This window comes from Pseudomonas sp. ITEM 17296, from assembly GCF_028895205.1.
GTDB classification, from domain to species: domain Bacteria; phylum Pseudomonadota; class Gammaproteobacteria; order Pseudomonadales; family Pseudomonadaceae; genus Aquipseudomonas; species Aquipseudomonas kermanshahensis.
In genome coordinates, this window is sequence record NZ_WJRS01000003.1 from 172,772 (window position 1) to 185,694 (window position 12,923).

At 62.3% G+C, this 12,923-nt stretch carries 16 protein-coding genes; 5 read left to right on the forward strand and 11 right to left on the reverse strand.

What is annotated here, in order from left to right; translation table 11 throughout:
• Positions 1–42: 42 nt before the first annotated feature.
• Together GIB19_RS05210 and ttcA are read right to left on the reverse strand one after the other, a co-directional pair.
• On the reverse strand, positions 43–714 hold the full coding sequence (locus tag GIB19_RS05210) for a DNA-3-methyladenine glycosylase I (RefSeq protein WP_274884060.1): 672 nt from the start codon (positions 712–714) through the stop codon (positions 43–45).
• A 4-nt stretch (positions 715–718) separates the two neighbouring features.
• Positions 719–1,543, reverse strand: coding sequence for a tRNA 2-thiocytidine(32) synthetase TtcA (ttcA, locus tag GIB19_RS05215; protein ID WP_027595836.1), 825 nt, complete (start codon positions 1,541–1,543; stop codon positions 719–721).
• 262 nt (positions 1,544–1,805) lie between these two features.
• Here ttcA and GIB19_RS05220 point away from each other — a divergent pair, with 262 nt between their 5' ends.
• Positions 1,806–2,405 carry a Yip1 family protein gene (locus tag GIB19_RS05220; protein ID WP_027595835.1) on the forward strand — a complete coding sequence of 200 codons (600 nt, stop codon included), beginning with the start codon at positions 1,806–1,808 and terminating at the stop codon, positions 2,403–2,405.
• Between the two features lie 140 nt (positions 2,406–2,545).
• Positions 2,546–3,040: a SprT family zinc-dependent metalloprotease gene (locus tag GIB19_RS05225; protein WP_027595834.1), complete on the forward strand. Its 495-nt coding sequence runs from the start codon at positions 2,546–2,548 to the stop codon at positions 3,038–3,040.
• A 142-nt stretch (positions 3,041–3,182) separates the two neighbouring features.
• Here the strand turns inward: GIB19_RS05225 and fpr are convergent, their stop codons facing one another.
• Positions 3,183–3,962, reverse strand: a complete 780-nt coding sequence (gene fpr, locus GIB19_RS05230; RefSeq protein WP_016501130.1) for a ferredoxin-NADP reductase — start codon at positions 3,960–3,962, stop codon at positions 3,183–3,185.
• 120 nt (positions 3,963–4,082) lie between these two features.
• On the opposite strand from fpr, the gene finR reads away from it, so the two are divergent.
• A complete protein-coding gene (gene finR / locus GIB19_RS05235; RefSeq protein ID WP_274884068.1) occupies positions 4,083–5,009 on the forward strand; it encodes a LysR family transcriptional regulator FinR in 927 nt (308 codons plus the stop codon).
• On the opposite strand, the gene GIB19_RS05240 is transcribed toward finR, so the two are convergent.
• The 3 genes from GIB19_RS05240 to GIB19_RS05250 form a co-directional block, all read right to left on the reverse strand.
• Positions 5,006–5,368, reverse strand: coding sequence for a diacylglycerol kinase (locus GIB19_RS05240; protein WP_027595832.1), 363 nt, complete (start codon positions 5,366–5,368; stop codon positions 5,006–5,008). The two genes, finR and GIB19_RS05240, sit on opposite strands and share 4 nt — an antisense overlap.
• A gap of 73 nt (positions 5,369–5,441) precedes the next feature.
• Entirely contained in the window at positions 5,442–6,092 is a 651-nt protein-coding gene (gene erdR, locus GIB19_RS05245; protein ID WP_027595831.1) for a response regulator transcription factor ErdR, read from the reverse strand.
• Between the two features lie 222 nt (positions 6,093–6,314).
• Entirely contained in the window at positions 6,315–7,025 is a 711-nt protein-coding gene (locus GIB19_RS05250) for a tRNA-uridine aminocarboxypropyltransferase (protein ID WP_027595830.1), read from the reverse strand.
• Positions 7,026–7,242: 217 nt separating this feature from the next.
• On the opposite strand from GIB19_RS05250, the gene GIB19_RS05255 reads away from it, so the two are divergent.
• Positions 7,243–7,662: a quorum-sensing-regulated virulence factor family protein gene (locus GIB19_RS05255; protein WP_027595829.1), complete on the forward strand. Its 420-nt coding sequence runs from the start codon at positions 7,243–7,245 to the stop codon at positions 7,660–7,662.
• A gap of 2 nt (positions 7,663–7,664) precedes the next feature.
• Here the strand turns inward: GIB19_RS05255 and GIB19_RS05260 are convergent, their stop codons facing one another.
• Positions 7,665–7,877 (reverse strand): hypothetical protein, encoded by a 213-nt coding sequence (locus GIB19_RS05260; RefSeq protein ID WP_274884071.1) that lies wholly within the window; start codon positions 7,875–7,877, stop codon positions 7,665–7,667.
• A 304-nt stretch (positions 7,878–8,181) separates the two neighbouring features.
• Here GIB19_RS05260 and GIB19_RS05265 point away from each other — a divergent pair, with 304 nt between their 5' ends.
• Positions 8,182–9,300, forward strand: coding sequence for an LOG family protein (locus GIB19_RS05265; protein ID WP_085272753.1), 1,119 nt, complete (start codon positions 8,182–8,184; stop codon positions 9,298–9,300).
• A 269-nt stretch (positions 9,301–9,569) separates the two neighbouring features.
• On the opposite strand, the gene recX is transcribed toward GIB19_RS05265, so the two are convergent.
• From recX to GIB19_RS05285, 4 genes are all read right to left on the reverse strand, one after another.
• Positions 9,570–10,040, reverse strand: coding sequence for a recombination regulator RecX (recX, locus tag GIB19_RS05270; protein ID WP_099453153.1), 471 nt, complete (start codon positions 10,038–10,040; stop codon positions 9,570–9,572).
• Between the two features lie 21 nt (positions 10,041–10,061).
• Entirely contained in the window at positions 10,062–11,129 is a 1,068-nt protein-coding gene (gene recA / locus GIB19_RS05275) for a recombinase RecA (RefSeq protein WP_027595825.1), read from the reverse strand.
• 103 nt (positions 11,130–11,232) lie between these two features.
• Positions 11,233–11,715: a CinA family protein gene (locus GIB19_RS05280; protein ID WP_274884076.1), complete on the reverse strand. Its 483-nt coding sequence runs from the start codon at positions 11,713–11,715 to the stop codon at positions 11,233–11,235.
• A 54-nt stretch (positions 11,716–11,769) separates the two neighbouring features.
• Positions 11,770–12,891, reverse strand: coding sequence for a hypothetical protein (locus GIB19_RS05285; protein ID WP_274884077.1), 1,122 nt, complete (start codon positions 12,889–12,891; stop codon positions 11,770–11,772).
• Positions 12,892–12,923 lie beyond the last annotated feature (32 nt).

Here is a 12,923-nt window from a genome sequence, read left to right on the forward strand (position 1 = left end):
CAAGCCCGCTCCCACAGAGGCCGCAACGCGGCCGCAGCAATCTCAGTGGTTGACGGTATGCGCCAGCATCACCGACAGCTGGCACAGGGGTCGCCCACTCTCGGCATGCCACTGGTTGAACGCCTGCTGCACCAACGCCAGGTCACGCTGGCTGGTCGGCTGCTTGTCGATCACTTTTTGCGCAATCAACGCGGCCGCCATATCCTCGGTCGGGATAAACGTGTCCTTGCCGACCATGCGCAAGAACCGCGGCGCCGATAGGCCACCCAGCTGGTTGCCATGCTTGGTCAGGTACTTCCAAAGGCCGACGATATCGGTCACCGGCCAGTCGGCGATGAACGCACCGAAACTGCCCTTTTCCTTCGCCACATCCAGCACCATCTGCGCATTGCGCGGCACACTCTTGAGCTTGCCCAAGTGGCGGATGATGCGCTCGTCCTGCATCAACCGCTCCAAGTGCTCGGCGCTCATCAGCACCACCTTCTCCGGGTCGAAACCGAAGAACACCTGCTCGAACGCCGGCCACTTGGCATCCACCAGGCTGTGCTTGAGCCCGGCGCGGAACACGCGCAGGGCCAGGGTCGACAGGTAGCGGTCGTCGCTGATGTCGCGCAGTTGCGCAGGCGTGCGTGGCTGCGGCAGAAAGGCCTCGAGGGCCTGGGCCGAGCCGAAGCGGTTCAGGCAGTACTCATGCAGCCACTGATAATCGCGCATGGGGTCAGATGTTCAGCACATCGAGGAAACGCGGCGTGGCGTTTTCGTCGATCTTCAGGCTGGTGAAGTCGAACAGGTTACGGTCTGCCAACTGCGACGGCGCGACGTTCTGCAGCGCGCGGAAGATGCTTTCGGTGCGGCCCGGGTGCTTGCGCTCCCACTCCACCAGCATGTCCTTGACCACCTGGCGCTGCAGGTTCTCTTGCGAGCCGCACAGGTTGCACGGGATGATCGGGAATTCACGCATGTCCGAGTAGGCCTGGATATCCTTCTCGCTGCAGTAGGCCAGCGGGCGAATCACCACGTTACGGCCATCGTCGGCACGCAGCTTGGGCGGCATGCCCTTGAGCGAGCCGTTGAAGAACATGTTGAGGAAGAACGTCTCGACGATGTCGTCGCGGTGGTGCCCCAGGGCCATCTTGGTCGCGCCAATTTCGTCGGCGAAGGTGTACAGGGTGCCACGGCGCAGGCGCGAGCACAGCGAGCAGGTGGTCTTGCCCTCGGGCACCAGTTCCTTGACCACCGAGTAGGTGTCTTTCTCGACGATGTGGTACTCGACGCCCAGCTCTTTGAGGTAGGCCGGCAGCACGTGCTCGGGGAAGCCCGGCTGCTTCTGGTCCATGTTCACCGCCACGATCTCGAACTTGATCGGTGCCACCTTCTGCAGGTGCAACAGAACGTCGAGCATGGTGTAGCTGTCCTTGCCGCCGGACAGGCAGACCATGACCTTGTCGCCATCCTCGATCATGTTGAAGTCGGTGATGGCTTCGCCGGCGAGACGACGCAGGCGTTTTTGCAGTTTGTTCTGGTTGACCGAGAGGGTGCCCATAGCGCTTGGATCCGCGAGGTGTGACAAAAGCCGGCTATTTTACGCACAAACTACGCGGCGCTGTAGGCATTCCGATAAAGACTTCGTTGTAATCAACAGCACGCCTTACAGCGCAATTTGCTCTAAAAAGCACGGTTTGTGCCGGTAACCGCTTCCTATACTGCGACATAAGGCCACATTACCGCTTGCATCGGTGTTCGGGCCTCGGGCCGCTTGCGCTCCATCTGGGGGGCGTTTGGCAACATTGAGAGGAGTGATCGGCATGATTCATCACGTTGTGGGGCTGTTTACCCATCCCGATCAGGAGTGGCGGGAGATTCGTGGCGAAGAAGAAACCATCAGCCACATGTACCTGACGCACACCTTGATCCTGGCGGCGATCCCTGCCGTTTCCGCATTCATCGGTACTACCCAGGTGGGCTGGGTGATTGGCGACCGGCCGGCAGTGATGCTGACCATGGAAAGCGCAATCTGGATGAGCATCATGTCCTACCTGGCGATGCTCGCCGGGGTGGCGGTGATGGGCGCGTTCATCCACTGGATGGCCCGCACCTACGATGCCAACCCCTCCATGGCGCAGTGCATTGCCTTTGCCACCTACACCGCCACCCCGTTGTTCCTTGGCGGCCTGGCAGCCCTTTACCCGCACCTGTGGCTGGGCATGCTGATCGGCACTGCGGCCATTTGTTATACCGTGTACCTGCTGTATGTCGGCTTGCCGACGTTCATGAACATTCCGTCCGATGAAGGCTTCCTGTTTTCCAGCTCGGTGCTGGCGGTGGGCCTTGTGGTGCTGGTAGCGATCATGGCCGCTACCGTGATCATCTGGGGACTGGGCGTGGGGCCCGTCTATACCAACTAGCGCGTATAACGACACAGAACCAACACTGGGGCATCAAGTCAGAGGCCGCCGCAAGGCGGCTTCTGGCTGTGTGCTGACCGGTGGCTCGGCAAGCCGCCAGGGCTTGCGGCATAATGCCTGGTCAGGAGAATTACCCCGCCATGCCCGAGCTGCTCAAACAACGCGTCGAAACCTGTTACCAGCAAGCCGAAACCTTCTTCAAACGCCCCTTCCCGCGCCCGGAAATCAGCTTCAAGCTGCGCGGCCAGAAGGCCGGCGTCGCTCACCTGCACGAGAACCTGCTGCGCTTCAACCTGCAGTTGTACCGCGAAAACCAGGAGGACTTCCTGCGCCAGACCGTGGCCCACGAGGTGGCGCACCTGGTGGCTCACCAGCTGTTTGGCGAGCGCATCCAGGCCCATGGCGAGGAATGGCAATTGATCATGCGCGGGGTGTATGAATTGCCGCCCAACCGCTGCCATAACTACGCAGTGCAACGGCGGGTGGTCACGCGCTACATCTACCGCTGCCCTTGCCCGCAGAGCGACTTTCCGTTTACTGCGCAGCGGCACAAGCTGGTGCGCCAGGGGCGGCGCTACCTGTGCAGGCGGTGTCGGGCGATATTGGAATACAGCGGCGAGACGCGTGTCGAATAGGCCAGACAGGCCAAGGGGGCCGCTGCGCGGCCCATCGCAGGCAAGCCAGCTCCTACAGGTATGTGCGATCCTGTAGGAGCTGGCTTGCCTGCGATGGGCTGCGCAGCAGCCCCAATTCCAGCTGATGAAGCTTAGCGGCGGGTTACTTCTCGACGAAGGCGCGCTCGATCAGGTAGTCACCCGGCTCGCGCATGCGGGCAGAGACTTTCAGGCCGAAGCTGTCGAGCACTTCGCTGGTTTCGTCCAGCATGCTTGGGCTACCGCAGATCATCGCACGGTCGTCCTGCGGGTTGATCGGCGGCAGGCCGATGTCGCTGAACAGCTTGCCGCTGCGCATCAGGTCGGTCAGGCGGCCCTGGTTCTCGAACGGCTCGCGGGTCACGGTCGGGTAGTAGATCAGCTTGTCACGCACCGACTCACCGAAGAACTCGTTCTGCGGCAGGTGCTCGGTGATGAACTCGCGATAGGCCACTTCGTTCACGTAACGCACGCCGTGAACCAGGATCACTTTTTCGAAGCGCTCGTAGGTTTCCGGGTCCTGGATGACGCTCATGAACGGCGCCAGGCCAGTACCGGTGCTCAGCAGGTACAGGTGCTTGCCCGGGTTCAGGTCGTCGAGGACCAGGGTGCCGGTAGGCTTCTTGCTGATGATGATCTCGTCGCCTTCCTTCAGGTGCTGCAACTGGGAAGTCAGCGGGCCGTCCGGCACCTTGATGCTGAAGAATTCCAGGTGCTCTTCCCAATTCGGCGAGGCGATGGAATAGGCGCGCATGAGCGGGCGGCCGCTTTCCTGCTGCAGGCCGATCATCACGAACTGACCGTTCTCGAAGCGCAGGCCCGGATCACGGGTGCACTTGAAGCTGAACAGGGTGTCGTTCCAGTGGTGCACACTGAGGACACGTTCGTGGTTCATGTTGCTCATCGATGGGGCTCCTGAAGAAAGACGCAGCGCGCGCAAGACGCGCAGTTGCGCGATAGTTTAGGGGCAGCGACAATATCTGTTAACTGAATTATCAAGATATGTGTTATCGGTTATATAGATATGCGATTCACTCTCCGTCAGCTTCAGGTGTTCGTCGCCGTAGCCCAGCATCAAAGCGTCTCGCGGGCCGCTGGCCTGCTTGCGCTCTCGCAGTCGGCCGCCAGCACGTCCATCACCGAACTCGAGCGCCAATCCAGCTGCCAGCTGTTCGACCGCGCCGGTAAACGCCTGAGCCTCAACGCCCTGGGCCATCAGCTGCTGCCACAGGCTGTCGCCCTGCTCGACCAGGCCAAGGAAATCGAAGACCTGCTCAACGGCAAGTCAGCCTTCGGCTCGCTGGCAGTCGGCGCCACGCTGACCATCGGCAACTACCTGGCGACCCTGCTGATCGGCAGCTTCATGCAGGTGCACCCGGAAAGCCAGGTCAAGCTGCATGTGCAGAACACTGCGCATATTGTGCAACAGGTCGCCCATTACGAAATTGATCTGGGTCTGATCGAAGGTGATTGCAACCACCCGGACCTGGAGGTTCAGCCTTGGGTCGAAGACGAGCTGGTCGTGTTCTGCGCGCCCCAGCACCCACTGGCAACGCTGGGCCGCGCGGACATTCAGACGTTGTCGCAGGAGGCCTGGATCCTTCGCGAGCAAGGCTCCGGCACGCGCCTGACCTTTGACCAAGCCATGCGCCACCACCGCGCCAACCTGAACATTCGCCTGGAGCTCGAACACACCGAGGCCATCAAGCGTGCTGTGGAATCTGGCCTGGGCATCGGCTGCATTTCGCGCCTGGCCCTGCGCGATGCCTTCCGCCGCGGCAGCCTGGTACCGGTCGAAACCCCGGAGCTGGACCTGATGCGTCAGTTCTATTTCATCTGGCACAAGCAGAAGTACCAGACCTCGGCCATGCGCGAGTTTCTGGAGCTATGCCGCAACTTCACCGCGGGCTTCACCCGCAGTGATGAGATCGTGCTACCGCCTATTGCCTAGAGCAGAATAACGCCCCAGACCAGCGCAACCATGGTGAGTGCCACCAACTGCGCGGCGCTGCCCATGTCCTTGGCGTTTTTCGACAAGGGGTGACGCTCAAGTGAAATGCGGTCGATGGCAGCCTCTACCGCCGAGTTGAACAGCTCGACGATCAAGCCCAGCAGGCACACCGCGATCATGATCGCCCGCTCCGCGCGGCTGACCGGCAGCCAGAAGGCGGTCGGGATCAGCAGCACATTGAGCAGTACCAGTTGACGGAACGCGGCCTCGCCCTTGAAGGCGGCGCGCAAACCATCCAGCGAATAGCCGGCGGCGTTGAAGATACGTTTGAGGCCGGTCTGGCCTTTGAATGGCGACATGTGCGTCACTTCACCGATGAAAGGCAGGCAGACTAGTCCAGCTGGGGTCAAAAAAGCGTGAAGAAGCAGCCAGTTAGTGGCTTGCAACCGATTCAAGTTGTTGCAGCAGCAAGGCCGCCTGGGTGCGGGTGCGCACGCCCAGCTTGCGGAAAATCGCCGTCACGTGGGCCTTGATGGTGGCCTCCGAGACACTCAGCTCATAGGCGATCTGCTTGTTCAGCAAGCCTTCGCAGACCATGGTCAGCACGCGGAACTGCTGCGGCGTGAGGCTGGCCAGCCCTTCGCTGGCCGCTTTGGCTTCAGCCGAAACGTCGACTTTCTCGAAGGCTTGCGGCGGCCACCAGACCTCACCGTCCAATACCTTGCGCACGGCGTCCTGAATCACTTCCAGCGGGCTGGATTTGGGAATGAAACCACTGGCACCAAACTCGCGGGACTTCACCACGACGGCTGCCTCTTCCTGCGCCGACACCATGACCACGGGGATCTGCGGGTATTGCCCACGCAGCAGGACCAGCCCGGAGAACCCGTAGGCGCCCGGCATGTTCAGGTCCAGCAGGACCAGATCCCAGTCGGCTTTTTCGCTCAGTCGGGTTTCCAGTTCGGCAATGCTCGCCACTTCAACCAGGCGTACATCGGCGCCAAGGCCGAGGGTAACAGCCTGGCGCAGGGCGCCACGAAACAGTGGGTGGTCATCGGCAATCAGGATTTCGTAAGTGGCCATCGATCTAAGGATCCTGTTCTGTGCCAGGCGCTGCGGGGTATTAAGGGCGCTTGGCGGAAAGGCACGGCGAAGTCCGGGGTAACGGCACCTTCGGCGTGCCCGAATCGGCGCCAAGGATGCCGAGCACGGTCGGGGTGGTCAAGCCAATTGCCCTGCCGTCCTCGCCCACCCTGGCTGCCAGCCCCGACATTATGAACCAAACCGGCCCGACTGCCCCTTGGACTATAGGAAGGTATGCAAACGCTGATGCGCGTCGTCCTGTTCATCCAGCGGCAAATGCCGCTTGGCGCTCAGGTAGTGCAGGCTGAACACGTCCAGGTAAGCGTCCAGAGCCTGGGAGGCGCGCTGGTCGCCGGCCAGTTCCAGGCACATGGCCGCCACTTCCGCCGTGCAGAAGTGATCGTCACGCTTGGAGCGGCGCAGGCGGTAGCGCGACATCTGCTCGGCCTCCAGGCTCAACACCGGGAAGCGGTCCAGGTAGGGGCTCTTGCGGAACATCTTGCGCGCCTCGGTCCAGGTGGCGTCGAGCAGGATGAACAACGGCCGCTTGCCGGGTTCGCGCACCACCTCGTTGACCACCCGTTCCTGGGCAACGAACTCGCCAGGGAAGACGATATAGGGCTGCCACTGGGGCTGTTCGAGCAGCGCCAGCAGGTTGTCGTCCACCGCAGTACGCTGCCAGCCGAAGGCCGAGGTGTCCTCGACCAGGTCGGCGATCAGCCAACCGGTGTTGGTCGGCTTCAGTGGCTCGGTGTCGTGCATCAGCAGGCACACGCCCGACTCCGCCGGCACCCGGGGCTTCCAGGCGCACAGGCAATGGCTGGCAATGACCCGGCAATGCGGGCAACGGACGGCCCGTGAACCACGGGCAATGAACGGCTTGTTGCTGCGGGCCAGGCGTTCGGCGCGCAAGCGCGCTACCGCGTGGCTCATGCTGGCAGGCCTTTGAACAGGTTGAAAATGCACACTGCGACGGCTCGGATACACAAAACGCAAGTCTACCAGAGCAGGCGTCATTTGCCGTGCAGCGGGACGGGCTGCCCCCTTATAATCGACACTTTGGCGAGCCTGACGCGCGCAAAAGCGCGCATCAGGGAACGCCACCTGCCGGCGCATGTCAAACCGCCAGTCATTGAACCAGGAGAGATACATGCTGCGTCTTATCGTCCCGACCCTGAGCCTTCTGCTCACCCTGCCCCTGGCGGCCCAGGCGGCGTCCAAACAGGACTACGACCTGAACAAGATGCTGCAGAAGGTCGCTACGGAAAGCAGCGTCGGCACGCCGCGCGCCATCAACGAAGACATCCTCGATCAGGGTTATACCGTCGAAGGCAAGGCGCTGGTCAACCACCTGAGCGTGCGCCAGAGCCACGCCGAGCGCATGCAGGCCAACCCCGAGCAAGTGCGCAGCCAGTTGGGCGACAGCGTCTGCCGTAACAGCGGCTTCCGCAACCTGATGTCCAAGGGCGCCGTCATGGTCTATCGCTTCACGGTCTACAAGACCAACCAGCCAGTCATGGACCAGGCATTTGACGCCGCCAGCTGCGTCGCGGGCAGCAAGAAGAAGTAAACCTAGACCACGGGGTGGTCATCAGGGGCGCGCCACTGCTCCTCCTCGGCATCGGCGCGCAACTCTGCCAGAAGCGCTTGCAGGTAGCGTGACTGGCACTCCAGCCCCGAAAGCCTGCGACGGCACTCTGCCTCAAGGCTCAGGTGATGCGCCTGAGCTGCATGTTCCAGCTGCTGATACAGCTGCCGGTCCACTTCGATGGTCAAGCGATGCATACCGCCACCTCCTGCATCGATACGATTCGCTTTCCCAGTTAATCAAACCCTCACCCCCATAGGCTGCGCGCCGACGAGCGGCGTTCGCCATCACTTCGGCACGATCAGGCGCAACGGTCTAGATTGATAGCGAGAGCGCCAAAAAACGCCCAGATGGATTTTTGCCACTGCACCATGGCCTTGAAGGCCTACTGCAATGCTCGGGGTACACACTCGAGCCTGAGCAGCCAGCGACGCACGCAGTGTCGCGGCCGGGACACACCATCGACCCGGTCAGAGGTTTTGCTGCAGAAGGAGACGTTGAATGCCTTACCAACCCAACGAGCTGTTGTTCAATCACTTCAGGGACAACAACATCGACCTGAGCAAGATTGACGAACAGCTGCAACTGGTTGCACCAAACAGCCCCAACTTGCCGCTGTACCGGGACATGATGCTGACCATCCTGCGCATGGCCCACGACGACACGGATCGCTGGAGCGCCAAGATCACCCTGCAGGCGCTGCGCGAGCTTGATCATTCATTCCGCGCCCTGGAGCGCTACAAGGGCCGTCGCAAGGTCACGGTGTTCGGCTCGGCCCGAACCCCGCTGGAACACCCGATGTACGCCTTGGCCCGTGAACTGGGCGCCACCCTGGCACGCTCCGACCTGATGGTCATCACCGGCGCTGGCGGCGGCATCATGGCGGCAGCGCATGAAGGGGCCGGCAGCGATCACAGCCTGGGCTTCAACATCACCCTGCCGTTCGAACAGCATGCCAACCCCACGGTGGACGGCACCGACAAACTGCTGCCGTTCCACTTCTTCTTCATTCGCAAGCTGTTCTTCGTCAAGGAGGCTGATGGGCTGGTGCTCTGCCCTGGCGGCTTCGGCACGCTGGATGAAGCACTCGAAGTGCTCACGCTGATCCAGACCGGCAAGAGCCCGCTGGTGCCGGTGGTGTTGCTTGACTCACCCGGGGGCACCTTCTGGCGCGACTGCCTCGACTTCATCAGCCGTCAGCTCGAAGAAAACCGCTACATCCTGCCCAGCGACCTCAAGCTGGTGCGCCTGGTGCACAGCGCCGATGAGGCGGTGGAGGAAATCAACCAGTTCTACAGCAACTACCACTCCAGCCGCTGGCTGAAAAACCAGTTCGTGATCCGCATGCATCACCCGCTCAGCGAGGCGGCGCTGTACGACATCCAGGAGGGCTTCGCCGATTTGCGCCTGAGCGGCAAATACCACCAGCACGCCGACAGCGGCGCGGAACACGAGGTGGGTAATTTCAGCCATCTGACCCGATTGTCGTTCGCCTTCAACGGCCGCGACCAGGGCCGCCTGCGCGAACTGGTGGACTTTATCAACCTGCCGGAAAACTGGGCCAAGCCTCAGCCTATGCACACGACTCAGCGGGCCAGGGAGGCGTTGAAGGTTAGTTGAGACTCACCGCGACCTTGTGGGAGCAACTGTCTTGTGGTGCTTGTTCCGCCCTCTTCGCGGGGCAAGCCCGCACACAGGTAACGTGGGAGCGGGCTTGCCCCGCGAACACCGGCGAAGCCGGTGCCATGCACCGCGTAGCCGCATTCGCGGGACAAGTCGGATCGCCGCACCGCCGCTCCCACCGGAACTGTGTAGCCTCCAAGTCTAGCGCCGCACCTGTGGGGACTGGTGTGCCAGCGAACACCGGCGAAGCCGGCTCTCACACCGTTTTAGTAGTCGTCGAGATCCCGACCGCTAAGCAGGCGGCCGATCATGTCCAGGGAGAACCCCCGGTAGGCAAGGAATCGGGTTTGCTGGGCACGGCTGCGGGGGTCATGCGGGCGTTGCCCGGCAAACTTGCGTTGCCAGACATCCATCAAACGCTGCGCCCAATCCACACCGCTTTCCCGTAACGCCTGATCGATATCGCCACGGTCCAGGCCACGCTGGCCCAGTTCTTCGCGTATACGCGCAGGGCCATAGCCGGAATTGGAGCGGTACCTGATGAAGCTTTCGAGGTAGCGGGCTTCGCTGAGCAGCCCTTCTTCGGCGAGCCGATCGAGCTCAGGCTCGATCATCTCATCCAGAGCGCCTCGCTGACGCAGTTTGCGCGTCAGCTCGACGCGACCATGCTCACGTCGCGCGAGCAGGTCCATGGCTGTCCGCCGAATGGCGACGGGGGTGTCGAGTACGGCGGACATAGTCGCTATCTACAACAGTGATCAATAACCGGCGTCGGCATCAGCCACGTCGTCGGCACTGGCTTCGGCAGCGGCAGCCTTGCCCGCTTCGGCGGCAGCACCGGCTTTGAGCAGCTTCTCGCGGATCTGCTTCTCGATCTCGGCACCAATGGCCGGGTTCTCAGCCAGGTACTTGGCGGCGTTGGCTTTGCCTTGGCCGATCTTGTTGCCCTGGTAGGCGTACCAGGCACCGGACTTCTCCACCAGACCCTGAGAAACACCCAGGTCGATGATTTCGCCGTTGCGGTAGATACCCTTGCCGTAGAGGATCTGGAACTCGGCCTGACGGAACGGCGGCGAGACCTTGTTCTTGACGATCTTGACGCGGGTTTCGCTGCCGACCACTTCGTCGCCTTCCTTGACCGCGCCGGTACGGCGGATGTCCAGGCGCACAGAGGCGTAGAACTTCAGGGCGTTACCGCCGGTGGTGGTTTCCGGGCTGCCGAACATCACGCCGATCTTCATACGGATCTGGTTGATGAAGATGACCAGGCAGTTGGCGTTCTTGATGTTACCGGTGATCTTGCGCAGCGCTTGGGACATCAGACGAGCCTGCAGGCCCACGTGCATGTCACCCATCTCGCCTTCGATCTCGGCCTTGGGCACCAGGGCTGCCACGGAGTCGACGATGATCACGTCGACCGCGTTGGAGCGCACCAGCATGTCGGTGATTTCCAGCGCCTGCTCACCGGTGTCTGGCTGCGACACCAGCAGGTCGTCGACATTGACGCCCAGCTTGCCGGCGTATTCCGGGTCAAGGGCGTGCTCGGCGTCGACGAAGGCGCAGGTGGCGCCGTTCTTCTGGGCTTCGGCGATGACCGACAGGGTCAGCGTGGTTTTACCCGAGGACTCCGGGCCGTAGATTTCGACGATACGGCCTTTTGGCAGGCCGCCAATGCCGAGGGCGATGTCCAGGCCCAGGGAACCGGTGGAGATAGCCGGGATGCCGGTGCGCTCGTGGTCGCCCATGCGCATGACTGCGCCTTTGCCGAATTGGCGTTCGATCTGACCCAGGGCCGCAGCCAAGGCGCGTTTCTTGTTGTCGTCCATTGAAACCCTCACGTGTTCGACTTGGCCCTGATGGCCGGAATACCTGTATAAGTAGCCAGTATTATTCCACAGCGAAGCGCGCGCGCAAACCCCTGTCGTCGATTTACTCGGCACCAAGCTGTAACAAGCCGTCTAACGCGGCGATCACCGTTTGTCGGCGCACCGCATCACGGTCGCCGTCGAACTGGCGGCGCTCGCTGAAGACACGGCTGCCATCGGCCCAGGCCAGCCACACGGTACCCACCGGTTTTGCCGGCGAGCCACCGTCCGGCCCGGCCACACCGCTCACCGCCACCGCAAAGCGCGCGCCGCTGGCCGCCTGCGCCCCGCGGGCCATGGCTTCGACCACCTCCTGGCTGACCGCCCCCACCTGGCCGAACAGTACCGCGGGCACCCCCAGCTGGCGGGTCTTCTGGGCATTGGAGTAGGTCACGTACCCGGCCTCGAACCAGGCCGAACTGCCGGGGATGCGGGTAATGGCCTCGGCGATGCCACCGCCCGTGCAGGATTCGGCGGTGGTCACCTGGGCATTGTAGCGGCGCAGGTGCTCGCCCAGGCGGGCGGAAAGTGCGGTGATCGGGTCCATGTCAGGCTCCTTGAAGACTGCGCACTACCCTACCACCCCATGCGCGGGGCGGCTTCAGGAAACCTTCAGGCTATCGCGGGCAATGGCGCTGAACGCACGCTCGTCGCGCCGCCCAAGACGCGGTAGGCCGGCTGGCCAGCCCTGGGTCCAGTCCAGGCCACGCAAATGGCGCATGTCCTCAATCGCCGAACGCCACCAGACCACCTTGCAGGCGCGCTGGTAATCGTCGCTGCCGATGACACTGCCATATAAAAGCTTGCGGCCGACACCCCGGAGCTCTGGGGGCACGCGCGTAAGGCTCCACTTGACCGAAAGGCGGTTGAGCCAGGATGGCACCGGGCGATGCGCAGGTACCTTCAAGGCCAGGCCAGGCATCTTCGGCGTAAAGCGCTCGCCGTGGCGGGCGAAGAAAATCTCCAGAATGGCGTGGATGTACTGCTTCATCGCAAAGTAGTGGCTGATCACGCCACGCGCCTGGTTGATCTGCGCGCCCTGCAACTCGAACGAAAAGGCGATCTGCTCGATGGTGTGCAACTCACGGGCGTAAGGCGTCCACGCATCGATGCGCTGGATGGCCCGTTCGGCAATGCCGGCATTCTCACGGGTGAAGCCCAGGACACCGCTGTTGCACAGCCGCAGGTCGTCGCTCGGCACAGCGCCCGCACGCGCAAGCCCTGCGCTGAAGCCGAGGTAGTCCTCACGGTGCGACGCCTCGGCCCAGCTCATCTCGACCTCGTCCACCAGGTACTGCCCAGCATCCACCTGGCCAAACAGCTTCAGCGGTGACTGCAGGAACACCGTGTCGGTGTCGATGAACACAGTCTTGTCCGCCCACTGCGCAGCCTGCGCAATGGCGCAGGCCTTGCGCCGATGGGTGTAGCCGCCCTCCCCGGTCCAGGCCTGCAGGGTCGCGTCATCCAGCGCGATCACCTCAACCGGCCAACCGGCGAATGCCTGCGGCTGGTCGGTCAACACACGAATCACTGGCAGCTCCGCCGGCTTGCAGCGCGCCAGGGCGGTGAGGATGCTGAGCTTGGCTTCCAGCTGGTAAATCCGCCGATCACCGTACAGGAGGTAGATCAGTTGCTGCTTTACATAAGGGATACGGCTGGACAGGTTCATCACTACGTCACGGCTAGGGGCATTCAAAAAGGCCGCGCATTCTAGTGCAGTCAAGGACGAACCTCCATGATGGCCCGCCGAACTGC